This window comes from Nonomuraea sp. NPDC050643, from assembly GCF_040654715.1.
Classification (GTDB): domain Bacteria; phylum Actinomycetota; class Actinomycetes; order Streptosporangiales; family Streptosporangiaceae; genus Nonomuraea.
Genome location: NZ_JBFAIM010000014.1, coordinates 101354 through 125938, shown reverse-complemented (window position 1 = coordinate 125938; position 24585 = coordinate 101354). Strand labels below are relative to the sequence as shown.

Genomic DNA, 24585 nt, shown 5'->3' with positions numbered 1-24585 from the left:
TCCACTACACCGAGAGGGGAAACCCGTCATGGGCTGGTTCAGCAGCAAGACCACGAGCAGCCCCGACCCGTCGCCAGTGCGGCGCAACCAGGTGCGCAATCTACTCAAGCTCGGCATGGAGTGGTACGAGGGCGACCCTGATGGCGACGATTTCGAGGCGAAACGGGACCGGTATTACGCGGCGCAGGAGAAGAGCACGCAAGCGGAGATCGACTTCGTGGAGGCCGCGCTTGAGCGGCACGGCTACCCGCCATGAAGGCCGCCACCCACCATCCGTATCCCCTCCGACTCCACAGGAGATCGCCATGAAGGATGAGATCAAGTTCAAGACCGCTGGCGGCAACACCGTCATCTGGAAGCGCACCGCGGGCGCGAACAGCGCCGACGACCCGTGGGGCTCCTACACGTGCGGAGGCTGCGGCAAGGAGAAGCCCACCTACCTCTCGGCCGCCGACAAGCACGCGCGCGAGTGCCGGGCGCTATGAACTGCCGCCCCCGCTGGCAGGACGAGCGCCGATAAGAGAGGAGAGCTACATGCCCAAGATGACGCACGTCATTCGCGGACTCGACGACGACAGCCCCTTCGCCGGGTCCGGCATCGGCGCGTACGGGGCCGATGACCTCAAGAAGCATCTGGCCCAGGCCGAAGAGGCGGGCTTGAGCGTCCGCGTCTACGAAGTCACCGAGGAGGACTGATGCTCCCCGGCAGCACGCACTGGGAGGACGACAACCCGGCCCCTGCCCCGACTGTCCTGGCGCCGACCACGACTTCTGCGGCGGCCTGGGGATCATCCCTCGCTGGGTCGTCGAGCAGCGGGCGGAGGGGTCGTGAGCGACGACAACACGTGCGGAACCAAGTTCATCGACGAGGAGACGTACGAGACCACCACCTGCAACCGGGAGGGACCGCACATCGTCCACCGCGAGTCCGCCTCCGGCACAAGGTTCGTCCGGGCCCCGGGCGGGGCCGCCTTCAGTAAGCCGAGCCACAAGAAGGAGCAGAGCACGTGAGGAAACCCAAAGCCAGCCAGGAAGCGACGACGACGCTGCCCGCTCGTTCCGTCCGCGTGGGCCACAGATACGTGTCCTCACCCACAGGCGGCCGAGCGCGGCAACGCAACGGCTCCTGGCCCGCCGTGACCAAGGCTTCGTTCCTGCAGAAGGGCGAGGACGACCAGCCCACCGTCTACATCGAGACGTCCGACAAGCCGGGGTGGACGTACTGCCTCTCCCCGGACGAGCAGGTGACCGTCGTCAGCTCGTAGCCGACCGCGCCCCGGTCTCCTGGTGAGGCCGGGGCTCTTCTATGCCCGACCTCTCATCGGCTCTCTCATCCGGTTTCTGCCGGCGCCGGTCACGCTGGACGGAAACCACCGACAGAGGGAGGACGTCATGGAGGACCAGCGCCGATTACCTGCGGATTGGGAGGTGTGGCTGCGTATCGTGGCTGCTGTCGTGGATGTGCTGCGGGCGTTGATCGCTTAGGCCAGCGTGGTGACGTCCCGGCCGCTTCCCCTTCGGGCCGGGACGTCTGGGAACAGGGCAATCGATCCCGCCCCCCATCTACCCGCAGATCCCACTTGTACGCTTTTGTCCGTTTTGCGTACATTCTGGGTGTGACGACATGGCGAGGACCCGGCGGCATCACAGTCGAAATCATCACCCTCAACCAGGCGACGCTCTACCGCGTCAGCCAATGGATCAACAACCGCCGCTACCACATCGCCTACGCGGCCACCATCCACGAGGTCGCACGCCACGTAGACCTGGCCGACCTCGTAGAAGTCCTGGAGTTCCCCGGGAGCCGTCAGGACGCGTCCTGAGAGTCGCCACCCCGGGCAACCTTCTGTACGGCCTGTTCCACCTTCACAGGGTCGCCGCCTATCTTCGCCCGCCCGGCACGCAACACGTGAAGCGCCTCAAGGCGGGCGTCGCGCGCCTGCTGCACCTCCGCCCGCTCTTCGTCGCTGATCTCCGCCTCTCCGGCGGCGACGGCAACGCCGGACGGCAGTCGGTCGACGAGCCGGCGCACCTCAGCATCGGCAGCGTCGAACGCTCGTTGGGCTGCTATCGCTTCGTCTGAGATCTCAATGTCGGCCACGACCCGGATCTTACGGACACTCCTGCGGGCGATCACTGAGCGGGTCCACGATGAGGGCCATGCGCGAGGACGACGTTGACGAGATCGTGGCTCAGGTGCGACTACGGGCCGCCCTGGAGGCTCACATAGAGGCGACGGAGCCGGTACCGCCTGAGGTGGGTCAGGCCGTACGGGAGATGTACCGGGAACGCCCGACGCGCTGACCAGGGAATACCCGACGTCTCAATCTTGCCCTTATAGTTTTCCTCCCTCATTTGAGGGAGGAAAACAAGAAGATCACGAGGACGGGCCACCATCTCGGCGGGTTGAAAAAGTCCCGTTCCCCTCGAAGGGAACGGGACTACGTCTTGGGTGCCACGAAGTCAACGGGGGCGGAACTGGGTCACGTTGTTCTGGGCGGCTGGCAAGGCCAATTCTGGCGACTTCACCTCGGGCGTCGGCGCGATAGACCGGAGTACCGTCGCCGGGATCGCCAGGTCTTCGGCTGCCGCCCGGTATGGGCGCCGCCCGTACCGGCGCGCGAGTAGCTTCCAGAGGAGGAGAGGGTTCTCGCGGCCCACCTCCACCGGCTCGCTCTTCTTCCATCCACGCTGGTTGAGTTGCACGAACAGCGACCGCTTCCGGGTGTCCCCGATGTTGCCGACAGCGGCGCCTCTCATGATGAGGGCTGCGATCGACACGCCCCACGTCGCTTTGAGGCGCGCGAAGTCGTTCGGCGAAAGCCTCTCCGTGAGATCCTCCTCCGCCCGCGACCGGGGTACGAGCAGGGCGCCAGCGAACCGGTGCGCCTCCTTCTCTGGGTCTGCTGCGCGAGGCCTGAAGGTGTGCAACACCAGATGTGCGACTTCGTGCGCCAATGTGAACCTGTCGCGATCACCGGAGCCGCGGAAGAACCCAATGAGGGCCGTCTCTCCGATGCCTCCCCAGTACGACACGCCGAAGTGCTCTCCTGTCGGGGTGTTGACCTCGCCGTCCACGTCCGTCAGCACGAACGGGGCGACTGCAACGCCCGCCCGTTCGAGCACGCGCGTCAGGTGGGGGATCGGTTTGTCCGGCGCCAGGCCGAGCGCTTCCCGGGTCGCCATGGCGAGATCTTCGATGTCGGCTTGGGACAACTCCTCTGCAGTGGTGTACGGCAGAGGTGGCCGCGGATACTTCTCGTGAGTCAGCAGGTCCTCGGTAGCGCGGTAGCTCTCCGAATAGAAGGCGTGGATCCGTTTGGTGGTCTTCTTGCTCGCCGACGCCAGCTTCCGGAAGCGCAGCGAGTCCAGCGGAACCGTCGACGGTCGGACAAAGAAGAACTTCAGGGGCGTGCCGGTGGCGGCGGCAACCGCCTCCAGCCCGTCCTCACTTGCCTCACGCTCGCCGGTCTCGGCCATGGACACCCAGCTCTGGGCAACCCCGGACAGGTCAGCGAGTTGTTTCTGTGTCAACCCGAGAAGCTCGCGGAGGGTTCGCAGGCGCTCACCCGGAGATTCCGCCAGCATCCTCCACACCGCCCTCCTCTGCGGGAAGTTCGAGCTCAAGTTCATCGTCTGCCGGCTCGAAGCGTAGGGCCGCCAGGTCGACGGCCTCCTTCGGAAGAGGGAAGTCCAGGTCGGTTTTTTCCTTGCTGCCGAACTTCCACGCGCCGATGGTCCGCACCACGCGGAACGCAGGGGCGGCTGTCTTCGGGTCGATTCGCCACAGGACGAGCAGCCGGTCATTGTGCGGGCCCCAGATCACGCCTTGCTGCAGGATCGGGATGTTGGCGTAGAAGGCGCGCCTGTTGCCGTTCGTCCCAGGCGGGGGGACCTGCTCATCGTTGAGCCCGTGGAGCACGCGGATGCGGAAGTCATTGTCGGTCAACCACAGTTCTCCGTTTCGGCCGTGGTTGCCGTAGAGCTTCCAGATCCCGAGGTCCATGGTGCTGAGCCCGTGGTGGGCAAGCCCGCGGATCGTGTGGGTGTGAAGCCATCGGTACTGCGGATGATCCAGCATCGGCAATCGTGCGCGGCGCTCTGCCTCCGCCGTGGTGAACACATCGTGGAGCGGTTCACAGAGCGGTAGGAGCGCGTCCCGGACGCGCTCTGCCTCTTCCTCAACCTTTCGCATGGCCGTGATTTTATCACGCTTGATCTTTAGGTTGGCAAGAGGGCGCGCGAGAGACAACACGAAGAAGCCCGCCCCTCCCGAAGGAGGAGCGGGCTTCTCGTTTGCAGGGCGACGGTCCAGTGGAGACCTGGACGCAACGATACGTCTGATCAGTTCGTTTCGGTAGCTGCAGGGCTCATCAACACGTTCGGCAGTGCCGACGTCGGGCAGGTGGTGACGCCCTGCTCTGCGGCCTCGAAGATGGCCAGCAGTTCGTTCGGGTCTTCGTCGTCTTCGTAGAAATCCAGGGCGGTACGCATGTGGGGCTACTCCTCCTGCTTCACGTCCGGGTCGTCGAGCGGGATGTCGAGCAGCTCGGCGACGTGGCGGGAGATCGGCGGCCCTGTGTACTCGTCGCTCACCGCGCCTCCCGCAACTCGGACCAGTCGAGGATCTCTCCACCGCCGGACGTGTCGAACTCTACGGGGCCGCCCTCCCACTGCCAGCGCCGCCGGTCGTCGCGGCCTTTCGGGGTGATCGTGTACTCGAAGTCGGACATCACGCCTCCCTTCGAAGATCCGCGAGCCTCGTACGCAGCGCGTCGAGGTCGTCCATTCGTAGCGGCTGTCTGCTCCGCTCCTCCGCCGGCCAGTATCGCGGCGATGTGGGCGTCCCACCCGGCCCACGCCGTCTCGGGGCGCAGCGACGGCCAGTCCACCGCCAGGATGACGAGCCGTCTAACCCGGTCGACCTCGACGACTGTCCCGTCCCCTCGCAGCGCGGCTTCGGGCTCGTACACGGTGAGCACCTCGCCAACGTGGAGGGTGGCAGGGTCGAGGCCCTCGACGTCCTCGAAGGACGCCAGCGTGTGGCCGCCACGCACGCGGACGTTCGGATCAATCCGGACCCGCACCACGCCTCCAAGATAGTTGGGGGAAACGGCGACGACTGCACATAGAAGAGGCCGAGCGGCCCGTACAACAGCATGAGAAAGGGGCCGAGCGGCCATGCCTGGCGACTCGACCCCGTACAAGGTCAACGGTACCCGGAAACGAGATAGAGGGCCGGGCCACCCGAAGGTGACCCGGCCCCGTACGTGTAGCCGCCAAGGTCCCCTCCGCTGCCCGACACCGTACGGTACGCGTCCCGTACGGCCGACATGCTCAGGTTCGCCGCCTTACTGGCCTGCGCCCGTCGGCGCTGCATTCAGACGACCGGGCCGAAGCCCGCCTCGCGGCGTACCTGCACCAGGACTCGAACCTGGGAAACCTCCACATTATGAGTGTGGCGCTCTCGCCAACTGAGCTATGCAGGCACCCCGACTATCCCAGAACGGAAGAGATGATCTCCACCTCTTATCGCCGAGTTGCGGTCGGAGCCGCATTCCAGACGGCACCCGAGAGCGCCCCTGGCTGGTAGTAGGGAGGTGGTGCGCTGCGGTTTGAGAAGAGGCCCACAGCAGCCTCAGGTGGATCAGGCGGACGTGACCGCCGTCTCCTTCGGCTCCTGATTCTGCCGGAGCATCAACGCCAGGACCGCCGTCAGAGCGGCGATGAGGACGCCCTGCTGCTCCGTGGAGAACGTCAGGCCCGGGATGCCGAACGCCACGATCCCCGTCAGGATGGTCGAAGCCGCACCCGTGATGGCAGCCACCACGAACGGGCGCGTGGTCAGCGCCACAATGAGCGCCATCACACCGTTCGCGACCACCATCGTGTAGTCGGCGACAGCCCCGGAGAACATCCCGAAAGCGACCAGGACCGCCAGCAGGGACTGCAGGCCGTACAGGATGGCCGCAGGGTCACGGCCGAACAGCTTGAACTGCATGACGCCCCCTACGAGACCCAGTAGCCGAAGCTGAAGTTGTAGCTCTTGGACTCGGTGGCGGCGCCGACCTTCACCCACACGGTGTCCCACGGGGCGCGAGAGCTGGAGCCGGGACCGTTGTTGAAGATGTGGCCGTTGTAGCCGCACCTGGTCGGCGAGTCCATGAACACGTCGTGACGGGTGCCGAACACGCGCGGGCTGCCGGCGCCGACGTACACGCGCAGGGTGTGGCCGGCGGGCAGCTCCTCGCCGTCCCGGCCACCGTCAGGGATGGTGGTAACCGTGTACCGGTTACAGCGGCCGGTGTAGCTGTCGGGCTGCCCGTGCCGCCACGCGTCCTCCACGACCAGGCCCTTCACGTTGAGAGCGTCGGTCGCGTGCGTGTTCTTGATGTCGATGTACTCGGCGTTGCGGTTCGCCGCGGTGTCGGCGCCGTAGGCGTTGTAGCCGAACGCGCCCAGCTCCAGGTTCGAGATGTCCGCCGTGCTCGCCGAAGCGGTGCCGGTGGTCAGGGTCGCGGCGATGAGAACGCCGGCGAAGAGAGTCGCGCTCTTGTTGAGACGCATTTCGAGGATGCTCCTTGATGCGGTGACATAGAGAGAGCGCCACCCTCGGGGCAGCGCTCCGGTGAGCCGTCAGGGCTCGTCAGTTGGCCTCGTCGAGGAGGCCAGGGATAGGGCCATCGGCCCACGCGACGCCGACCGAGCGTTCGGCGAACTCCAACAGCTCGCCCTCGTCGATCGCGTCGAACTCCTGCGCAGGCTCGGGAAGCCACGGAGGAGATGTCTGGTACGGCCAACGCCCCAGCCACAGGCCGTCGCTCACGACAGCCGCGACAGGGCACGCCAGGTGTTGGGTCCGATGAGCTCGTCAGCGTCGAGCTTCTTCAGCTTCTGGAAGCCCTTGATCAGCTTGGCGAACTCGTCGTCGTACTTCGTCCGGTCCAGCCACTCCTTCAAGCCCGCCGCGGCGTAGACGGCCTCGGGCAGGTAGCCGCGGGCGTGCAGCAGGCCGCGGGCGGTCTTGACGTCGTAGTTGTCGTCGCCCGGCTTGAGGAGGGGCAGGTCCTTCAACAGCTTCTCCGTCCATGAGGTGTCGGCCGGCGCCGCAGGCTCGCCCTTGAGGAGGGCGGCGACGTCCTTCCGGAACGCGTTCATGTTGATCGAGTGCGGGTCCGGCTTGGAGGAGTTGACCTCCTTGTGGCCCTTCACCGTGGACACGGGTAGGCCGAACTCGCGGCACAGCTCAGCGCACAACTTCTTGTACGAGTCGAGCTGTGCGGCAGGCCACGCCGTTCGTCCGTCGTTCTCCGCCTCGATGCCGATCGACCGGCTGTTCGTGTGGCCCAGCGACAGGCTGGGTGCGTTGTGCCAGCAGCGGCCCGCGGCGACGATGAAGATGTGGCCGTCCCGCCGTAGCCAGATCTGCGACAGCGGCCCGTCCAAACCGGGACGCCCGTCCCGCACCACATGCATGTCGTTCCAGCCCGCTGTGTGGTGACAAACGACACCATCGACCTCCGGCTGGGGGCCGTGGCCGCGCGTCTTCCACCCGGCCACCTCGGTCACCGGATGGCCGGTGCGGCGGGCCACCTTGGCAAGCTGCGTCAGGTACGGCATCACTGGCCCTCCATCATCTGAGGTCGCGCGGGAGAGGTCCGGTACTCGTTGAGGGTCCGCTCCAGCAGATCCAATTGCGCCTGCATGGTGCGGACCTGGTTGCGGAGCGCGTTCGACACGTCCTGCTCCTGCGCCAACTGGGCGTTGACCCGATCAACCGATGTCCGAAACCGCTCGACGTCCTTCTCAAGATTCGCGATCAACTTCTCGTAGTAGACGATGTTGCGGTCGTACGCCTCCATGTCGACCTTGCGGTCGGCCAACTGGTTCGCCTTCGTGCTCGCCCGGTAGGCGAACCACGCCCCGACCACCGCGGCCAAACCGGCCACTATGGCGGCAAGCACAGACGGGTCGCTCACCTTTCACCTCCAGGCTCCGGCCATTGAGAGATGACCTGCACGAACCCGGCGAAAGCGAGCCAGATGGCCGCGGCAACGTAGCCGCGCGGCAGGTCGACGGCTATCCAGCCGATCAGATGGACGAGCCCCCACCCGACCTTGAGCGCGGACGCGCACGCGAACGCCAGCCGGTCCGACCTCATGAACGCCTGCACCAGGCAGACCGCGCCGACGCCCAGCCAGATGGCCCCCCACGTCGGGACGGGCAGCAGTCGGGCAAGGAACACGTACGCCGGCGTGGCGAGCGTCTCCGCGGGCGCGAGGACCATGCTGGCGCCGTACACGAAGTCGAGCAGGCAGAAGAACAACAGCGCGGTGCCGCGGTGCCCGATCGTGCGGCTCGGCACGGACCAGGCGAGGCGGGCTGCCGATCTCAGTCGTTCTCTCACGGCCAGCAGGCGGGATCGCACGCGGCTACCTCCAAGTTCAGGGCTGGTCGCGGGCGTTGGGGTGCCGTCCCGCGCGCATCCTCAAGGGCGGGACGGCACGACGTGGGATGGCCGCCGCGCCTCCCAGAGCGGCGGCCACGATCAGGGTCAGGCCATGAGGTCGACGGCCTGCAGCTCGGCCAGAATGGAGTTGACCGTGCTGACGACGGTGTTCAAGATGTTCTGCTCCAGCGCGGTGTAGGAGGCGCCCGCGGTGCCGAGAAGGATGGAGGCGACGTGTCCGGCCGTCGGGGTGGCCGTCAACGTCACTTCGGTCCCGTTTCCGGCGGGCCTGTACCTCACCAGGCTGCCCCGGCCGTAGAGCTGCAGAGCGCCTGCCGGGAGCGCCGACGTGTCGGGCGCGGCCAGGCTCGGCAGGATCCACCCTTGGCTGGCTGTGGTCCGGCCTGGCTGCGCGCGCACGATCGCTTCCAGGTCGGCGACGCGCTGCTTCAACTCGCGAATCTCCTGCAGGAGGTCTCCGGGGTAGAGGTCAGGCACCGGGCGCCTCCTGTCCTTCGAGCACGAGCTGGGCTTCTTCTTTGCCGCCGTCTCGGCTGGTGGGCGTGACTCGCATGCCGATCACTCGGCGCAGGCGTGACTCGCTGACATGCCATTCGTTGTTGAGCTTGAACATGGCGACATCGCCGAGATGGTTCGGTGTGAGCGTCGGTCGGGCTCCAAGCGCGATCGTCACCTGGTCGACGCGCAGCGCTCCGGGCGCTTTGGCTGCCCAGAAGGCCGCGTATTCGTTCAGAGTGGTCTGGACGGTCGCGGTCGGATAGCTGAGCGTCCGGTCGATGCGCGGCCAGCCTGCGTTCAAATGAGCGGTCGCGGGCGCGATGGTGGACACGAGCGGCGTGGACGTCGTGGAGGCGTCAGTGGAGATGCTCGAGCCTCTCGCCCGCCACCGGGTGGCGCCGCGGCCGGCGTCGATGTCCTCGTGCCACTCCAGGATGTCGCCGCCGTTCGCGGAGTCCACGAACACGTGCTGGTGCTCGGACTCGCCGAGCGTCGGGTACCCCCACCGCCAGGTGCGCTGCAGCACCCCGTCGACCAGGGCGAAGTCGAGCACCCACTCGAAGCCGCCGTCGACCTGCGCCAGTTCGACCAGCCGGCCACCGTACGTGCCGCCCTCGCTGTCGAGGTATGTCCTGTCGCGGGCCACGCCGGAGCTACCCGACTGCAGGGTCAGCCCGATGTTCGCGTTGGCCTGCGCCATCAGGTGATTCAGCAGTTCGCGGGCGATGTCGATCTGGTCGAAGTCGTTGTAGAACAGATCCGTCTGGATCTGTACCTGGTTGAGGTAGAAGTCCAGGGTGGAGCCCCGGAGCTGGATTTGCGGGATCCCTCGCCGTGACCTCGAGATGGACGCTGTTGTGATCCAGTATTCGCCCCAGGGTTCGCCGTCCCGCAGGATCTGGACGGTGATGACGCCGGGGCCGCGGTCCAGCACGCCGTCGTTCAGCGGGATGATGTCCGCGACCCGGCTGCGCTCGTCCCGGTTCGGGATCGGGATCGTCGCGGAGAAACTGCCTGGCTGCAGGATCTTCTTGTCGAAGCTGACGCCCTTCAAATCCAGGTCGCCGAGATACTCCCGGCTCAGCAGCCTGGTGAACACGTACCGGTACTCGGCGGTGCCGGCGCCCGGCGTGAACGGCTGCACAACCGGCGGGTCCGGCACTTCAGCGGTGGACGCCTCGATGACCACGACCAGCGCCGCAGCTCGCTGCAGAGTCGCGTTCGCGAGGTGGAACTGCTGGTTGATCGACGCCGTGGAGACGACCTGACGCGAGATCAGCGAGCCGCCGACCTCGTCCTCGGACTGGAAGTCGGCGAGCTCCGTGTAGCCGACAGGTGTCGACCAGGAGAAGAACACGCCCTCGGACGGGATGCCGGCCGCCCAGCGGAACTCCAGCCCCGACGAGGTGGCCGGCGTGATAGCGGGGCTGATCGCCGCTTGCGAGTTGGTGAAGACGCTGCCGAGCCCGACCTGCGGCCGGGTGGTGACCGCGCCGGAGATGGCGACGACCACGACCGCGCCGTCCGCGCTGCCGGCCTGGTTGACGGTGTACTGGGCGGGCTCGGCGTTCGTGCCGACACGCCACCACACGTCGACCGCGGACAGGATGCTGGTGTCGGATTCGATGTGGCCGATCCGCGTCCACGTGCCGCCGCCCGAGATGGACGCCGTCCCGCCGGAGTCGACCGCGAGGAACGCCAGCAGGCACATCCCGGACCCGACGCCCTGGGGTGCGTTGACGTTGAAGGCTCCGCCGTTGGGTCCGATCGCGCGAGAGAGGGAGCGGATGACGGCGGCCACGTTCACCGCCCCACGTCAGCTACAGGTGTGCGTCCCGCCAGAAGAAGTCCGCGCCCTCAGCGCCACCCGAGGTGGCGGTGTAGAGGATCGTGTTGGGGCCGGGCGCGAGCACGAAGTCCTGCACAGGCGCGCTGCCGCCGGTCAGCGACGGCATCTGCGACTCGTCGTCCATCGTGATCGTGCCCCGGTTGGTGTCGATCACCAGCAGGTCGCCGCTGCCCAGCGTGATGTTGAGCTCAAGCGTCCGGTCTGTCGTCTGGTTCACCAGGACCGGGTCAGTGAGCGGCCCTTCGAGCCTGATCAGTGGATGGCTCGCGACGTTGCCGGCGTTCCCGAGCCCGGTCGGTGAGCCGAGCGGGACGGTGATGCCGTACTGGTCGAGTGAATACCTGCGCGGGTCCGCGCACGCGATCAACAGGCTGACCGTGGGGAGGCCGACGTTGTAGTCCTCGTCCATGTCGATGTCGCGGCCGATGATCTGCCCGTACGCCAGCCTGGGAGCCCCATACGCCTTGATCACCAACGGCAGCGGTGTTTCGGTGTCCGGGATGCCGGTGACGGCGGCGATCTCGTCGAGCATCGTGTCGATCTGCGTCGGGTCGCTCGCGCTGTTCGGCTGGAGCCTGACCGTGACGAGCCGCTGCTGAGCCAGCTTGCGGGCGTCCCAGGAGCCGTGCCGGTTCGGGCGCTCCTCGTTGAGATTGTCGATCGCCGGTGTACCGAGCCAGCCGTCCACCGGGATCCGCACGGCGATGTCCGTCGAGGGACCCCACAGGGTCCCGTTCCATTCGACTTCGCCGTTCGCGCCGGTCAGGCTGTCGCCGGGCACGATCGGGACATCGACGTCGAGCGCCGGCCATTCGCTGCTCGACTCGAACGCGCCGAGCATGAACACCTGGTCGCGTTCGAACGCCAGATCAGGCCACTCGGAGATGGACTCGAAGGCGGGCAGGAAGACGTTCGCGTTCGGGGTGCTGACCTCGAGTTCAGGCCATTCGGAGACGCTCTCGAACGGGGCGAGGGCGAGCATCCGATCCGCCATGCGCGGATGGCGGACGATGACCGTGCGGTTGGCGTATGAGCGTCCCGAGCGGGCCACCAGCTACCCCCTCACCAGGATGAGGCGCGGTGTACGGCGGCCGGCTGCGTCGAGATGCGGGGACGCTGGAACGGCAACGTCGGCACCAACTCCACTGCGATCCACGTCCACGCCGCGGCGGCAGCGCCGGCAGCGTCCAGGTTGAACGTGACCGTCGTCCCGCTCGTCGCCGTGTTCGCCGACTTGGTGATCGACATGGCGGCGATATTGAGCAGCCCGGCCCAGGCACGTTCATCGTCCGTGGACGTCGGGGTGCCGCCGGCGCTGGTGTCGCGGGCGATGGCCAGCCCTCTCGAGCCATCCTTCGTTGAGCTGTAGCCGTTGACGGTCACGTTGTTCGTGGTGGACGTGCCGTTACCGTCGGCACCCACCGGCGCGGACAGCTCCACCCCGGTGAACACGTACACGCTCAGGGCGCCCTGGAACGAGCCGCCGGCCTGCGCCACCGCGGTCACGGTCAGGCCGGTCCGCTCAGCGACGACCGGGGCCGTCCAGACGGACGCCCTGTCGTCGGTCATCACCTTGCGGGACGTCCACGTCAGCGCGGCGTCGCTGTTGCTGATCGTCGGAATCTGGCCGATGATGCTGCACGCCACCACCACCGAGTTGTCCGGAGCGGTGAAACTGGCCGTCGTGAGACTGCTGCCGTTGGTCGTGCTGACGAGCGACGGGGACGACTCGAGAACGATCGCCACGCTAGGCCCTCTCGAAGCCCATCGAGGCCCGCACGTTCACCGTCGCGGGCGCCGTGCATCTGATGACGAACCCCTCGCCGAGCGGGCTGTCGTAGCTCGTGCCGAGCGGCCAGTCGTAGAAGACGGTGCCGCCGTTCGGCGTCAGCCAGAACACGTCAACGACGGAGATCGTTGTTGGCTCCGCCGTCCAGTTCCGGGCCGCGCTGAAGCCGGTGGAGGCGAGCTTCCCGTACGCCTGCACAATGCCGGGCGTGCTCAGCGACGTGCTGTTCGTCCCGGGCGGGTTGGCGCCGAACGTGCACAGGCAGATCTCGACGAGCACGGGCACGGCGGAAGCGGTGACGCCGTCGAAGCTGACCTTGAAGCGGGTCAGATCGACGCCGTGGTTCGCGGTGGTCGCGCCACTCTTGACCCCGAGGATGCTCTTGGCGGTGGCGGCCGACAAGGCGACCGACCCCTCGGTGTGGATCGAATATCCGGACTTGGCCACGAAACGGCCTCCTTACATGCGAAAACCCGCCACATTGGGCGGGCGAGAAGGTCGAATCAGGTCAGGCGGCGTTGCGCAGCACGGTGCGCCAAATGCCCGTTGTGTCCGGAGTTACGGCGAACGTGCCGTCGGTCGAGTCGTAGGTCTGGGTGAACCACCTGAGCAGGAACGCTCTGTTGCTCAGGCCGGGCGCGTACACCAACAACCCGTCGGCGGACATGGTGGCAGACGTCCAGCTCGTGGCGCTGAACCGCCAGCCGACCTTGTTGGCCACGCCGGACAGTTCCGCGAACGACACCACCGTCAAGTCGTTGCCGCCCGCCGTGTAGCCCGGCCCGGACGTCTCGCCGGAGTTCCATGGCGACGACCCGTAGGCGGGGTTCGTCTGCGAGAAGTCGGGCGTGACCGATCCCGTCCACAAGGCGCCCTTGAAGACGCCCGGAGTAGTACTGCCAACATCAATGGTGACGCTCTGGCGAAACACCTTCGTGAAGGTGTCGTTGAACCAGCCGTCCTGCGTGATAGCCATTCAGCGCCCCTTCAGCCCAGGTGGATGGCGACGTGCTTGCGCTGACGGCCGGACGGGGTGGTCTCCTCGGTGACGACGTTGCCGCCCTGGTCGCGGACGGCCTTGAACCGACCGCCGTCCGGGGTGCGCCCCTCCACCACCTGGTCACGGGTGAGATACGTCCTCTCCCCTGTGACCACGTCCGTGGTGCGGCCCTCGCCGAGCGGTTCCCCGCCCCGCATGTACTCGCCGAACGTCTCGGCGCTTGGATCCCAAGGCATGGCGGAGCCCGCCCTCCTCACGTGTTGATGTTGAAAGGGCGGGCTCAGCGGCTGTTCAGAGACAGCGCCGCCTGCTTGAACAGGACATCGGCGTCGGCTTCCTTGGTGATGGTCTGGCCGCCGTAGAAGTTGACGTTCTTCGTCACCGAGTTCCCGCCACCGCCTGTGCTCGTGATCGCGGCGGACACGGCCTCCGTCACCATCTGCTGCAGGCCCGGTGTCGAGGTCATCTGCTGCGGCGCCGACATCTTCGAGTAGTGCGGCGGCACCGCGGCCAGAGAGCTTTCGCCGATCGTCTGCGCCGCCGACACCGCGTCATGCCCAGCGATCAGCCCGCCGGATGTCCCTCCCGACTTCCCGCCAGGCCAGTCCAGGCCCATCTTGTCGAGCAGGCCCTTGGCACCAGACAAGGCCAAACTCGCGGCCGACGACTTCGACGAGCCTTTGGCCTTGCTCCCGGCCTTGCCCTTCGAGCCGCCGCTGAGCAGCTCCTTGATGACTTCCTGGCCGGCGGCGATCGCCTCGGACAACGTGTCGACGCTGCCCGCCATCGCGGTCGTGGAATCTGCGGTGGTCGCGCCGAGCAGCGACACCGTGTCCCCGAGCACCGAAGAGCCGGCCAGCCACGCCTCACCGAGCTGATCCGCGGAGGAGCCGACCTGAGCGATCGACCCCGTCAGCGAACCGGCCTGGCCCATCGTGGCCTCGAGCGAGCCCATGACGCTGGTCAGACCGTCCGCGATCTGCAGGCCCGACTGGTCGATGGTGACCGTCAGGTCCGACAAACCCTGCGCGGCGGCCTGGTTGTTGAGCTGCAGGCCGAAATCGTTCGCGACCTGGCTCAGCAGGCCGATGGCCCGCTCTCTGTACCGGGCCTCATATGGGATGAAGGCTTCCTGGTCAGCACCCTCGCCGTACAAGATCGTCGGCCCGGTCGCCATGTTCGGCGGAGTGGACCGGCCACCGGCGGCGAACTTCTGCAGGCCGCCCGCCTCGTACGCGAAGATGCCGCCCGACCTGGCCTTCATCTCCTGCTTGGCCGTCAACGCGATCGCGAGCGACCGGTCTCCGACCTTCTTCACGAACCGCTCGAAAGCTGCGATCGCCTCGGAGGTGTCCAAGCCCAACTTGATGTAGATGTTCTTGTTCTTGAACTTGTCCAGGACCTCCTGGAAGTCCTTCGCCGACCGCATCGCCTTATCAGCGTCGGCCCGGGAGATCCCGTACGCCTCGGCCAGTTTCAGAACGCGTTCGCGGGCCTCGCCGGACTTGCCGGCCAGCGCGCCGAGTTGGGGAAGCTGCCGGAGGATCGCTTCCTTCGCCTCGTCGCTCTTGGCCGCCGCCTCGCCGGTCTTGCCGGCCATCTCGCCGGCAGCCGTCGCCGCGGCCTGCACCTTTTCGATGTAGCCGATGAACTGCTCGCGGGCTTTGATGACCGCTTCGCGCTGCTTGTCCGTCATCTGCGAGCTGAAGTCGAGCTTTCCGCCCGCGTCAGCGATGGCGTCCTTCGCCTCCTTGAAGGCGTCTCGCAGCTCGAGCGTCAACCTGGCCGTGTCCGTTTTGGCGTTGTACGCGTCGAGTGACTCGTTCAGCGACTGCATGGCCGTGACGGTCGGATCGACCTCGACCTTCAGCGTGGACATGGCCGACGCCATCTCGCCGGTCCGCGGGATCGAGCCGTCCAGGCTCTCGGCGTATTTCGGGAACAGCTCACGCAGCCGATCAACGGGGGTCCCCGCGGCGACCGCCTGGCTGGCAAGCCGGTTGAACGCGCCTGCCGCCTGGTCGCCGTTGCCGCTGGAGGCCATCGCCGCCAGCGCCTGGTCGAGGTTGTTGATCGACTGCTTGCCGTTGTCCAAGGTGATCAGGTCGAAGCTGTCGATGAAGCCGGCCACCTGGTTGCCGAGAACCATGAACGGGTTGTCGGACACGAGCCGGGCAGCGGAATCGCCGAACGTCTCCATCTGCGAGCCGAGGCCGGTCATCTTCGGCCCGAGCTGATCAAGCAGTTCCTCGGCCGGGGCGCCTCCCTTGCCGAAATCGGACAGCCCCTGGGAGAGCTTGTCCAGCGAGGGGTTCAGCCCGTAGATGGCATCGCCCAGCGAATCCATCGCCAGCGCGGTCCCGGCGACAGCGGCGGCGATCAGGCCGCCCTTGCCGAACACGCCGCCCAGCGCGGCCAGCTTGCCCTTGGCTCCGTCTGCGCTCTTGCCCGCCCCGTCGATCGACCCCGACAGGTTCTGGAAGAAGCCGACGGCGCCGCTGACGGCCTGGTAGCCCTTGACTGCGGCGATGGTCAGCCCGATGGCTACAGCCAGCGCCTGGATCTGGCCAGGGCTCATGTCGCCGATCACCTGCGCCAGCAGAACGAGGGCGCCGATCTTCAGTGAAGCTCCGAGTTTCACCGCCGCGAAGATCAAGGCGACGCCCTTGGCGATGGCCTCGATCTGCTGCGGGTCCATGTCCGCGAGCTCCTCGGACAGGATGACCATGAAGTCCAGCACGCCAGAACCGAGGCCGGCCCCCGCTTCGACGATGTTGCCGACGAAGGTGGCGACATTTCCGAAGATTTCAGCGACCTTCGGACCGTTCTCGGCCGCGTATGCCAGGAACTCCTTAAGCTCGGGCGACCCCTTGAGGTTCTCCCCCCAGTTTTCGAACTCTTGGGTGCTGTCCTCGAGGAAGTCCATGATCCGGTCGGTGTACGGCAGGAACGCTTCGATGATGCCGCGCACGCCGGAGGCGATGTTCATCGCCGAGTCCGTCAAGCCGTCGATGGCGCGCGGCGCCTTGTCCGCCAGATCGTCGAAGAACGACGTCCACTGGTCGCCCTTCAGCTCCTTGTTGGCCTGCTTCAGGAAGTCGTCGAACGCGCCCGCGCTCGCCTTGATGATCGGAGTTCCGATCTTCATGCCGGTCGTCATCAGGTCCATGCCGCTGCGGATCACCGGGAACACGTCCGGTTGCAGCGACCGCTGCCAATCGAGGTAGCGGTCCTGGAACTTCTTGATGTCCTCGGCCAGCTCTCGCTCAGCCTTGGACAGTTGGCTCATCTTCGACGCGGCCCCGCCGGCAGCGCCGCCCGCGCTCTCCATGGCGGCCTTCTGCTGCAACTGCAGGACGGTCAGCGCTTTCTGCGCCTCCGCGAGATCGGCCTGCGACTTCAGCAGTTTGTCCTGGGCGGCGCGGACGGCGTCCGACCCTTCAACGCCCTTCTTGTCCGCCTCGGCCTTGTCCTGCTTGAGGCGCTTGGTCCGGACGGTCTGCTCGTCCAGCCGCTGCATGGCCAGCCGGTGGTTGAGCTCGGCCCGCCGAATGTCCAAATCGTCGGAGTCTTCGTCGGCCAACACCTCAGCCAGACGCTGCCCAGCCTCCTCCACGGCCAGAGCGGCGTCCTCTTCGGATAGAGCGGCGCCCTTCACGGACAGGACGTAGTCCTCAAGTGCCCGCTTGGCGTCTCGGCGGGCTCTCGTCAGGTCCTCTTGCGCCTGCCTGACGCCCTTCTGGGCGTCCGAGACTCGGCGTTCGGCTTGCTCGAGCTGGAGGGCTTGGGAAGCGGCTTCGGCAGCAGACTGGCCGGCAGACTTCGTCGCGCCGCCGGCGCTGCCCGCCGCGCTCGCCTGCTCCTTCAGCGCCTCGTTGATCCGCCCCAGGCTCGGCCCGGCAACCGCGGCGAAGCCCGCAGCTCCCGCGCCCGCGGCGGCGAACGCCCCGCCGAGCGCGCCCACGCCGACAGCGATCGACGTCACCGCAGGCAGGCTGGCCAGGGCCGCACCCACGAGCGCGATACTCGCCAGCGCGCTGCCCACGTCCGCGCTCACGCTGACACGCGCGCTGCGGTTGCTCACCGACGACAGAGACGACTCCAGCGCTCGCAGGTCAGCGAGCGCCTTGGTCGTGTCCAACCGGATGTCGATGTCCGTCGACGACGCGTTGAGCTGCTGAAGCTCCCGCTCGATCGCGGCGATCTCCGCCTTCGCGGCGCCGGCGTCGAGGTCAATGCCGATCGTCCGCCCCGACAGTTCCGCCATGCGGGCCTGCAGGTCGGCGAGAGCCTGCCGAGCCGGGTCAATGTCGATCTGCGGTTGGACCGGCTCGCTCAGCTTGTCGATCTCACGCTGCAACACCTGCAGTTCCGCGAGCGCTGCCATCGTGTCGGCTCGGACATCGATGTCGGCGTCGGTGCTCAGCCGGTCCAACTCCATGCGAAGCGTCGCCAGTTGGGTGAGCGCTGATGCGGCGTCGATGTCGACGTTGAACTGCTTGCCTGACAGGGTTTGCAGGCTGGAGCGGACCTCCTGCAGTTTCTGCTGCGCCTCGGAGGCGTCGGTGTCGACCTTCGCCTTGGGCAGGTTCTTGAACGCCGCCTCCAGGCGGCGGGAGAACGCGCGAGCGAAGGCGCCCGCGATCTCGTCGCCTTCCTTTGGCGCCCGCTTGCGGCGCTTCTGCTGCTCCTCATCCCAAGGCTCGAACGGGTCTGGCATGCCCTTGCCGAGCCCGTCGCGGAACTTCTTCGCCGCGGCTTCCGCCTTGGACAGGGCGGTGATGAACGGCTTGACGTCGGCATCGAGGCGAACGGTTACGGAGCGGTCGGCCATGCGGGGCGCCTCCTCGTGGAAGGGGCCCAAAACGGCCGGTATCAGGGATGGATCAGTGGGGGGCGTGGGATCGTGCCAACCGGCACCTCAAGCGGCGCGTCCTACCGCGCCATCTCTTTCTCCTCAGGAGTCCCACATGACGCCTTACGGCCCTCAGGACGGCCAGCCGTACCCGCAGCAGCCACCGAACCCGTACCAGCAGCACGTGCCGCCGCAGCAGCCATACCCGCCGCCCGGCCAGCAGCCCGCGTACGTGCCCGCCTCGCACGCGGCCCCACGGCCGAGTCAGGGGTTAGCGATCGTCACGCTGATACTCGGCCTGTTCGCCGCCGTACTCGCGTTCACCCCGTTGCGGGGCGTCGGGCTCGTGCTCGGGTTCGTCGCCGTGGTACTCGCCATCGTGGTGTTCGTGGCGAAAACCCAGGGCGGCACGCTGTTCGCCGCCGGCGGCCTGGCACTCGGGATGGTGTCGCTGCCGATCGCGTTCTTCATGTGGACGTGGGCCACCGAGTCCGCCAAGACGGACGTGGAGCGGCAGAAGGCCCTGGAGGAGTGCATCACGAAGAACCCGGAGAAGGTTCTCGAGTGCGCCGGCTGGAACTAGGTCTTGGCCAGCGACTTCTTGACTTTCAGGTAGACCCGGAACAGCAGTCCAGGCGGAGATTCGGTGTACTCCGACTTTCTGTGCTCCAGCGGAGTGCAGGCGTGGCACCGCATCGGGGGCGGCGCCTCATATCGGCCCTCGTTGTCTGGGTTCGTCGTCTCGCTCAGTGGCAGACCGCACCCCGGGCACTTGTCCAGCTCGTTACGGTGGTGCGCCTTCGCGTACCCGAGATCTTCCTCTGTCCATTCCGGGTCGTGCGTGACCACCTCGCGCACCAGACGGCCCGCCTCGTCGTACTCCCGCACCGTGACGGACGTGCGCTGCCTGCCGAGTAGCACCGACCGCGGCACCCGGTAGGCCGCGGCCAGCGCTACTTCTTCGGCGAGTTCCGCAGAGCTTCTGAGGCTTTCCTGGATTTTGGGACGTCAGCACCGGTCCGGTTCAGCCCCCACAGCGTGGTGAACAGGTCGTTCCATTGGCCGTGCGACAGGCTGTCGACCAGCTTCCCGGCCTGGTCCTCGCTCATCGCAGGATCGACCGCGCACGACGCGAGCAGGCCCACCCCGAACGTCAGGGAGTTGAACGCGCCGTCGTCGGCGTTGCCCTCCCTTGGAGGGTGCTTGGCCAGCAGGTCCGACCATGCCTTGTGGGTGACGGCGCGCAGCTTCAGCGGGACCGTGTGCTCCGCCATCTCCGCTTCGAGGTCCTGGATGTGGGAGGCGATCTGCCGCACTTCGCTCGAGTTGCCCGCGAGAGAGTCCCGCGACTGCACCTCAGCGCGGGCGAGCTGCTGTTCCGCCTGCTCCCACTCGCCCTGAAGATCGGCCCGTGTGCACAGGTTCCATGTCCGCTCGGGCAGGCGGATCCGCCCGAGCAGGTCGTCGATGCTCGTCACTACGCGGCCACCACGGCGTCCGTGTCGGCAGTCGTGTGGTTGAACAGCTTGGAGACGAACCGCTGGGCCGCGTTCAGCTCGGGCGGCTGCATGTTCGGCCGGCCACACCGGACCGGATACACCTCGACGGACTGGCTGGCCGCGTACGCGGTCTCGTGCGCCATGTTCCGGCGCACGACCAGGTAGCCGAGCTGCCGGTCCGTGAGGGTGTCCCAGCCGACGTCCTCGAGCGCGACCTCCTTGCGCTTGACGGTTAGCTCGATGCTGTACTTGACCGTTCCGGCGTCTTCAGTCTCGTCCCTGCTGGCCAGAGCGGTGTTGTCCACCGCGGCCTGCTCAGGGCTGATGCCCAGGCCGTCCTTGGTGATGTACTCCTGCAGATCCACGCCCGCGTTCAGCTCGGCGGCCGTCGGCGCGGACACATTGGCGATGGTGAGGCAGAACGTCGCCTTGACGTTGCCATCACCGAGAAGGTCGGCAGCCATGGGTCACTCCTTGTCGGGGGTCTTGGCCGCCGTGGTGCGGCTCGTGCTGGGCTTGGGTGTGGCGGACTCGGCGGACGGGGCAGGCTCGACGAACACCGCTTCTGGGGCGTCGATCCGCTCGTAGTCGGGGAAGTGCCGGAGGGCCTGAGGTGCGACCTCGGCGACCTGGCCGTTGATCCGGGACCGGACGAAAACCTTGCGGGCGGCCATCAGATGCGCACCGCCGCGAACGTCACCGACGTGACCGATGAGCAGATGAACGTGACCAGCCGGCCGTCCGCGGGGTCGCCGTACTCGGGGAGCATCGGGATCCACATCTCGGCGCCGGTGCCGATCGTGTACGCCTTGTCGGGGTTGTCCACCAGGTAGGCGGTCTGGCCGGCGCCGGAGATGGTGCAGGTGATGGACCCACCGGAGCCGTTCTTGACGTGGATGAACGTCCGGCTCTTGGCGAGGACCTTGTCTCCGGTGGTCGCCGTCGCGGCGTGGTAAGTGGGCGTGACACCGGCGACGGTGACCGCCTGAGCTGTGCGGGTAGCCATGCGAGGCTCCTCCAGGGCATGCCAAAGAGCCCGCACACCTCAGGTGCCGGGCTAGGTCAGATGAAGGGGGTTAGACCGACTCGGATCGCACCAGGTATTGGGCGGTGGCCAGCCAGAGAGCGGTGGATTCGTCATCCCGGCGAACCGGCTGGGCGGCTTCCTGCCGGATCGGCCGCACCCGGCGTCCTGGCACGCTTGGGGTGCCGGTGAGCAGTGCAGTGTTCGCCTTATCGGCCACGAGGAGGGCCTGTTCGGCGCTCGCCCCTACGGACGTGATTTGGAATCGCAGATCGTTGGGCACGTCATCGGACAGCGCCCTGTCGGTCGTGGACTCCATGCCAATGTCCGGGTACAGCACCGCGAACGGTGGTTGGCGAGTTTGTGGCGCGCCTCCCCAGTAGATGCCGACGTCGTTCGGCAGGGCCGCGTCGAGCATCACGACGAGTGCCAGCACAAGGGGCCTGGACTCCAGTGGTGTCGTGGTCACAGGAGCTTCTCCGACCACTGCTTGACCGCCGACTCCAGCCGTTCAGGCACCGCGACGATGGCCTGTCCCATGTCGTTGTGGGGCGGCTGGTTGACGCTGCCCCACTCGAAACCGGCGCCCATGCCGCCCTGCGGCAGAGCAGAGTCGGGGCCGATCTCCCACGCTGCGTCTCCGACCTTCTCTGCCGTGATCGAGCTCGGGTAGTGCTTGCCATGTGCGCCAGCCGACTGCCTGGCGTTGTCGCGCCAGTCGTTGCGGAACCTGAGTGCCTGGTCTTTGACCACGTCGGAAGACCCAAGATGCGCTTCGATGGCAGCCTTGAGAAGAACCTCGTTCTCGTAGTGTTCGAGCTCGGAGGCGTCCCAGCCGTTGGCCATCAGCCCTCCCGATCTTCGACGAGGACCCTCCGGGCCGTTGCGGTCCCGGCGAGAGAGATGGCGATCACTTCAAGGTTCCGGCCGACCAGCCACACGTCATCGGAGACGGTCACGCGCAGCCGGTCGCCGCGCTGGATTTCCGGTGTGGCGTTCCACGGGAGCACGGCCACGTAGGAGTGCAAGGCGACTTCGCGCTCGCCCCACTCCGTCTCGCTGCTGGAGCGCGGCTTGACCCGGCAGACGCCGGTGTGGACCGCCGCCCAGGGTTGTTCGAGCAGGCCGGTGTCCTCGTTGAGGACCGGTTCGCCGTCCGTGCGCTCCACCACGCACGTGTCACGCATGAGCATGAGCGCTGCCGTACGGCCCGCGGCCAGGATGGCTTCGACGCTCATGCCTGCCTCACCGAGAACGCCCCGATCCGGTAGACGCGGAGCACCTCTTTGTGGTCAGGAGTCAGCGTGGCGCCGCCGACCGTCTCGGTTGCGTAGGTGCGGGAGTAGTCGTCGATGGATTCGCTGCGGAGCCCCTCGACGTTGGTGACGTTCACCGTGGCCAGTTCCAAGACGATGTCCACGATGTCGTCCGGGATGGTGGTGTAGCCGTGGCTGTAGGTGAGCCGCACCTTGGGCGCCCACACTCCGAGGTTGCGGTTCCACGGCCACCCCTGCAGCCGGGTGAGCGGGTAGAAGGGGTAGCCGCGGGTGAGTTCGTTGCCGATCCGCTCGAAGTCCGTTCCCTCAGCCAGGGGCAGGTCGGGCGCTCCGAACTCGCCGACCTCGACCACGGTGAGCGGGTGCGCCGCGTCGACCACGAGTGGCCGTTGTGGCACGCGCAGAATGCGGTCCCCGCCGGGCACCTCGATGGTGTCGTTCGCGCGGAAGGTGATCTGCTGCCGGGTGTAGGAGCGCACCCGGCCGGACGCCCGCCTGATCGCCAACTCTGCGGCGGCAGGCGTGAGCGAGCGGCCCAGATGCGCCTCAAGGTCCGCCGTAGAGGCGAGCGGAGGCAGGGACATGGAGCCCTCCGCTCAGCCCTTGGCGGCGATCTCGTCGAGCGCCTTCAGCAGCGTGGAGCGGGGCTTGTCCTGTCCGGCCTCGGCATCGCGTGCTTCGGCCGCCCTGCCGGGGTCGTCGCCGACCCAGGCCAGGACTTCCTTGGCGGTGCCGGAGATATCGAGCCCGTCGGGTGTGTCGGGCTCTTGCGGCGGCACCGCATCTTCGATGCCGGCCGAGTCGAGTACCCGGACCGGTGCCCCCGCGGCGTAGGCGTGGGCGGCGAGGCTGCCCTTGAATTCGAGGCCCTCCGGGATCCGGAGAAGCCGCATCTCGAAGTACGTCTCGAATGCCTTTTCGGCAATGACGCGCATCGATCGAACTCCTCTCTTCGGTCAAGCCCAGACCTCGCTGTGAGGTCTGGGCGGACGGGGATCCGTCAGGAGGCGGAGTGTTCGATGACCACGCCGCGCTTGAACAGCGCCGCGTCGTTGTTGGCCAGCGAGTCGGAGGGGACGCCGTAGTCGCCGATCCATGACCATGACGTGGACAGGGTCTGCTGGAGGCGGTCCGTCGGCGGGCGGACGATCAGCGCGACGTCCACGCCGGCCGCCGGGCTGACCATGCTGATCTCCGGGACGTCCTCGACGCCGGTGCCGCCGAGCAGCGCGCCCATGTTCTCGAACGGTGCCGCCACGAGAGCGCCGCCGCCGAGAACGATCGCGCGGTGCGTCTCGACCGTGGTTCCGTCGGTGCCGGTCGCCAGGACCGGGCACTCGTTGTTGCGCACCCAGTCGATGCCGCCGAACCGCCCGATGGACAGGTCCCGGTAGATCGTCGAGTCGACGCGGCCCTGCAGCGCGGACTTGAAGTCGGAGTCGTCGAACAACTGCGACTCGGTGTCCGGGTCGATGTGGGCCACGTAGTAGCCGCCGAGCGTCGGCACGTTCATCTTCCGCAGTCTGGCCACGGCCGCCCGGAACAGGGCGAAGGTGGCCTTGTCGCCGGCGCCCAGGTCGAACGCGGAGTCGTTGCCGGTGCCGCCGCGGATGGAGAACGGGGCGTTCGCCGCCACCACGTAGTCGCCCTGCACGTCCACGCGGGTGGTGCCCAGGGTGAGCGTCCGCGTGCCGGTATCGACGCCGGTGACGGTGTTGGCGACGCCTTCGATGGACACCGTCAGCGGGTTCGACGCTGACACCGGCGTGGGGACGCCGTTGACGAGCACGTGGGTGAAGCCGTTGACGGACTGCACCTGCATGCTGGTGTCGGTCGTCGCGCCGGTACGGACCCACGTCCGGCCGCCCGCATAGGCGGCGTACAGCTTGTTGCGGGCGATCTGGTTGAGCGACTGGCCGGCGTTGATGCCGAGCGTCTGGACGTCGGCGATGTACTTGGACTGCAGTGCCATCGCCGAGTACAGCATGTTGGTGTCGACGGCCTGGCCGTACTGGTCCATGACGACGTTCCACTGCTCGATGCCGTACGTGGCAGCGGAGGTGTCCGAACCGGTGATCGCGGTCGTCGCCGGGGCGAGCAGGCCCTTACGGGTGAACGTCTTGGTGTCACCCATGTTCGCCATCCACGGCTCGCTGTCGGCGATGGCCGGGAAGATGAATTCCGGGATGAGGGCGTCAAGGAACGTCCGGTCCAGGATGCCGTTCTGCATCATCGCGCGGATCGGCGCGGGCACGTTCGACCGCACGTCGTGGCGGTCCAGCTTGAACCAGGCCCGCGGCCGGGCGGTCAGCGTGGTCATGTGG

Annotated in this window: 37 protein-coding genes and 1 tRNA gene; 7 read left to right on the top strand and 31 right to left on the bottom strand. The window is 67.2% G+C overall.

The window, feature by feature from the left end:
- The first annotated feature begins 28 nt into the window (after positions 1-28).
- The 6 genes from AB0I15_RS20705 (at position 29) to AB0I15_RS20680 (ending at position 1823) form a co-directional block, all read left to right on the top strand.
- Positions 29-256 (top strand): hypothetical protein, encoded by a 228-nt coding sequence (locus AB0I15_RS20705; RefSeq protein ID WP_358097593.1) that lies wholly within the window; start codon positions 29-31, stop codon positions 254-256.
- 49 nt (positions 257-305) lie between these two features.
- On the top strand, positions 306-485 hold the full coding sequence (locus AB0I15_RS20700; protein WP_358097591.1) for a hypothetical protein: 180 nt from the start codon (positions 306-308) through the stop codon (positions 483-485).
- Between the two features lie 49 nt (positions 486-534).
- Positions 535-696 (top strand): hypothetical protein, encoded by a 162-nt coding sequence (locus tag AB0I15_RS20695; protein ID WP_358097589.1) that lies wholly within the window; start codon positions 535-537, stop codon positions 694-696.
- Between the two features lie 132 nt (positions 697-828).
- Positions 829-1011: a hypothetical protein gene (locus tag AB0I15_RS20690; RefSeq protein ID WP_358097587.1), complete on the top strand. Its 183-nt coding sequence runs from the start codon at positions 829-831 to the stop codon at positions 1009-1011.
- A complete protein-coding gene (locus AB0I15_RS20685; RefSeq protein ID WP_358097584.1) occupies positions 1008-1265 on the top strand; it encodes a hypothetical protein in 258 nt (85 codons plus the stop codon). The genes AB0I15_RS20690 and AB0I15_RS20685 overlap by 4 nt, the downstream gene beginning before the upstream one ends.
- Positions 1266-1616: 351 nt before the next feature.
- Complete coding sequence (locus AB0I15_RS20680; RefSeq protein WP_358097581.1) at positions 1617-1823, top strand: hypothetical protein; 207 nt, start codon at positions 1617-1619, stop codon at positions 1821-1823.
- Here AB0I15_RS20680 and AB0I15_RS20675 read toward each other — a convergent pair.
- From AB0I15_RS20675 to AB0I15_RS20580, 20 genes are all read right to left on the bottom strand, one after another.
- The gene (locus tag AB0I15_RS20675) at positions 1808-2101 is read right to left on the bottom strand and encodes a hypothetical protein (protein ID WP_358097578.1); all 294 of its coding nucleotides are present in this window, start codon (positions 2099-2101) and stop codon (positions 1808-1810) included. The genes AB0I15_RS20680 and AB0I15_RS20675 overlap by 16 nt on opposite strands.
- Positions 2102-2463: 362 nt before the next feature.
- Positions 2464-3588 carry an XRE family transcriptional regulator gene (locus tag AB0I15_RS20670; RefSeq protein WP_358097905.1) on the bottom strand — a complete coding sequence of 375 codons (1125 nt, stop codon included), beginning with the start codon at positions 3586-3588 and terminating at the stop codon, positions 2464-2466.
- Entirely contained in the window at positions 3566-4195 is a 630-nt protein-coding gene (locus tag AB0I15_RS20665; RefSeq protein ID WP_358097575.1) for a hypothetical protein, read from the bottom strand. Before AB0I15_RS20665 ends, AB0I15_RS20670 begins: the two co-directional genes overlap by 23 nt.
- Positions 4196-4344: 149 nt before the next feature.
- A complete protein-coding gene (locus AB0I15_RS20660; protein ID WP_358097572.1) occupies positions 4345-4494 on the bottom strand; it encodes a hypothetical protein in 150 nt (49 codons plus the stop codon).
- Positions 4495-4592: 98 nt separating this feature from the next.
- Positions 4593-5087: a hypothetical protein gene (locus AB0I15_RS20655; protein WP_358097569.1), complete on the bottom strand. Its 495-nt coding sequence runs from the start codon at positions 5085-5087 to the stop codon at positions 4593-4595.
- 326 nt (positions 5088-5413) lie between these two features.
- Positions 5414-5489 (bottom strand) — tRNA-Met (locus tag AB0I15_RS20650).
- 158 nt (positions 5490-5647) lie between these two features.
- On the bottom strand, positions 5648-6001 hold the full coding sequence (locus AB0I15_RS20645) for a hypothetical protein (protein ID WP_358097566.1): 354 nt from the start codon (positions 5999-6001) through the stop codon (positions 5648-5650).
- A gap of 8 nt (positions 6002-6009) precedes the next feature.
- Positions 6010-6567, bottom strand: coding sequence for a hypothetical protein (locus AB0I15_RS20640; RefSeq protein WP_358097563.1), 558 nt, complete (start codon positions 6565-6567; stop codon positions 6010-6012).
- 79 nt (positions 6568-6646) lie between these two features.
- Positions 6647-6826 carry a hypothetical protein gene (locus tag AB0I15_RS20635; protein WP_358097560.1) on the bottom strand — a complete coding sequence of 60 codons (180 nt, stop codon included), beginning with the start codon at positions 6824-6826 and terminating at the stop codon, positions 6647-6649.
- Positions 6823-7620, bottom strand: coding sequence for an N-acetylmuramoyl-L-alanine amidase (locus AB0I15_RS20630; RefSeq protein WP_358097558.1), 798 nt, complete (start codon positions 7618-7620; stop codon positions 6823-6825). Before AB0I15_RS20630 ends, AB0I15_RS20635 begins: the two co-directional genes overlap by 4 nt.
- Complete coding sequence (locus AB0I15_RS20625) at positions 7620-7979, bottom strand: hypothetical protein (protein WP_358097555.1); 360 nt, start codon at positions 7977-7979, stop codon at positions 7620-7622. The genes AB0I15_RS20630 and AB0I15_RS20625 overlap by 1 nt, the downstream gene beginning before the upstream one ends.
- The gene (locus AB0I15_RS20620) at positions 7976-8407 is read right to left on the bottom strand and encodes a hypothetical protein (RefSeq protein ID WP_358097552.1); all 432 of its coding nucleotides are present in this window, start codon (positions 8405-8407) and stop codon (positions 7976-7978) included. Before AB0I15_RS20620 ends, AB0I15_RS20625 begins: the two co-directional genes overlap by 4 nt.
- Before the next feature lie 147 nt (positions 8408-8554).
- Positions 8555-8947: a hypothetical protein gene (locus AB0I15_RS20615; RefSeq protein WP_358097550.1), complete on the bottom strand. Its 393-nt coding sequence runs from the start codon at positions 8945-8947 to the stop codon at positions 8555-8557.
- Positions 8940-10775, bottom strand: coding sequence for a hypothetical protein (locus AB0I15_RS20610; protein WP_358097547.1), 1836 nt, complete (start codon positions 10773-10775; stop codon positions 8940-8942). The genes AB0I15_RS20615 and AB0I15_RS20610 overlap by 8 nt, the downstream gene beginning before the upstream one ends.
- 13 nt (positions 10776-10788) lie before the next feature.
- On the bottom strand, positions 10789-11868 hold the full coding sequence (locus tag AB0I15_RS20605; protein ID WP_358097544.1) for a hypothetical protein: 1080 nt from the start codon (positions 11866-11868) through the stop codon (positions 10789-10791).
- An 11-nt stretch (positions 11869-11879) separates the two neighbouring features.
- Positions 11880-12563 (bottom strand): hypothetical protein, encoded by a 684-nt coding sequence (locus AB0I15_RS20600; RefSeq protein ID WP_358097541.1) that lies wholly within the window; start codon positions 12561-12563, stop codon positions 11880-11882.
- 1 nt (position 12564) lies between these two features.
- Positions 12565-13053, bottom strand: coding sequence for a hypothetical protein (locus tag AB0I15_RS20595; RefSeq protein ID WP_358097538.1), 489 nt, complete (start codon positions 13051-13053; stop codon positions 12565-12567).
- 61 nt (positions 13054-13114) lie between these two features.
- Positions 13115-13582 carry a hypothetical protein gene (locus AB0I15_RS20590; protein WP_358097535.1) on the bottom strand — a complete coding sequence of 156 codons (468 nt, stop codon included), beginning with the start codon at positions 13580-13582 and terminating at the stop codon, positions 13115-13117.
- Between the two features lie 11 nt (positions 13583-13593).
- Complete coding sequence (locus tag AB0I15_RS20585; protein WP_358097532.1) at positions 13594-13842, bottom strand: hypothetical protein; 249 nt, start codon at positions 13840-13842, stop codon at positions 13594-13596.
- Positions 13843-13886: 44 nt separating this feature from the next.
- The gene (locus AB0I15_RS20580; RefSeq protein ID WP_358097529.1) at positions 13887-18440 is read right to left on the bottom strand and encodes a hypothetical protein; all 4554 of its coding nucleotides are present in this window, start codon (positions 18438-18440) and stop codon (positions 13887-13889) included.
- A 136-nt stretch (positions 18441-18576) separates the two neighbouring features.
- On the opposite strand from AB0I15_RS20580, the gene AB0I15_RS20575 reads away from it, so the two are divergent.
- Positions 18577-19044: a hypothetical protein gene (locus AB0I15_RS20575; RefSeq protein ID WP_358097526.1), complete on the top strand. Its 468-nt coding sequence runs from the start codon at positions 18577-18579 to the stop codon at positions 19042-19044.
- Here AB0I15_RS20575 and AB0I15_RS20570 read toward each other — a convergent pair.
- The 11 genes from AB0I15_RS20570 to AB0I15_RS20520 form a co-directional block, all read right to left on the bottom strand.
- Positions 19041-19382 (bottom strand): hypothetical protein, encoded by a 342-nt coding sequence (locus tag AB0I15_RS20570; protein ID WP_358097523.1) that lies wholly within the window; start codon positions 19380-19382, stop codon positions 19041-19043. The two genes, AB0I15_RS20575 and AB0I15_RS20570, sit on opposite strands and share 4 nt — an antisense overlap.
- 32 nt (positions 19383-19414) lie before the next feature.
- A complete protein-coding gene (locus AB0I15_RS20565) occupies positions 19415-19939 on the bottom strand; it encodes a hypothetical protein (protein WP_358097520.1) in 525 nt (174 codons plus the stop codon).
- Positions 19939-20424 (bottom strand): hypothetical protein, encoded by a 486-nt coding sequence (locus AB0I15_RS20560; RefSeq protein WP_358097517.1) that lies wholly within the window; start codon positions 20422-20424, stop codon positions 19939-19941. Before AB0I15_RS20560 ends, AB0I15_RS20565 begins: the two co-directional genes overlap by 1 nt.
- Positions 20425-20427: 3 nt before the next feature.
- Entirely contained in the window at positions 20428-20634 is a 207-nt protein-coding gene (locus AB0I15_RS20555; RefSeq protein ID WP_358097514.1) for a hypothetical protein, read from the bottom strand.
- On the bottom strand, positions 20634-20966 hold the full coding sequence (locus AB0I15_RS20550; protein WP_358097512.1) for a hypothetical protein: 333 nt from the start codon (positions 20964-20966) through the stop codon (positions 20634-20636). Before AB0I15_RS20550 ends, AB0I15_RS20555 begins: the two co-directional genes overlap by 1 nt.
- Before the next feature lie 70 nt (positions 20967-21036).
- Positions 21037-21453 carry a hypothetical protein gene (locus AB0I15_RS20545; RefSeq protein ID WP_358097509.1) on the bottom strand — a complete coding sequence of 139 codons (417 nt, stop codon included), beginning with the start codon at positions 21451-21453 and terminating at the stop codon, positions 21037-21039.
- The gene (locus AB0I15_RS20540; protein ID WP_358097507.1) at positions 21450-21830 is read right to left on the bottom strand and encodes a hypothetical protein; all 381 of its coding nucleotides are present in this window, start codon (positions 21828-21830) and stop codon (positions 21450-21452) included. The genes AB0I15_RS20545 and AB0I15_RS20540 overlap by 4 nt, the downstream gene beginning before the upstream one ends.
- Entirely contained in the window at positions 21830-22222 is a 393-nt protein-coding gene (locus AB0I15_RS20535; RefSeq protein WP_358097505.1) for a DUF6093 family protein, read from the bottom strand. The genes AB0I15_RS20540 and AB0I15_RS20535 overlap by 1 nt, the downstream gene beginning before the upstream one ends.
- Positions 22219-22845 (bottom strand): hypothetical protein, encoded by a 627-nt coding sequence (locus tag AB0I15_RS20530; RefSeq protein WP_358097502.1) that lies wholly within the window; start codon positions 22843-22845, stop codon positions 22219-22221. Before AB0I15_RS20530 ends, AB0I15_RS20535 begins: the two co-directional genes overlap by 4 nt.
- A 12-nt stretch (positions 22846-22857) precedes the next feature.
- Positions 22858-23196 carry a hypothetical protein gene (locus AB0I15_RS20525; protein ID WP_358097499.1) on the bottom strand — a complete coding sequence of 113 codons (339 nt, stop codon included), beginning with the start codon at positions 23194-23196 and terminating at the stop codon, positions 22858-22860.
- A 65-nt stretch (positions 23197-23261) separates the two neighbouring features.
- Positions 23262-24581: a hypothetical protein gene (locus AB0I15_RS20520; RefSeq protein WP_358097497.1), complete on the bottom strand. Its 1320-nt coding sequence runs from the start codon at positions 24579-24581 to the stop codon at positions 23262-23264.
- Between the last annotated feature and the right edge of the window lie 4 nt (positions 24582-24585).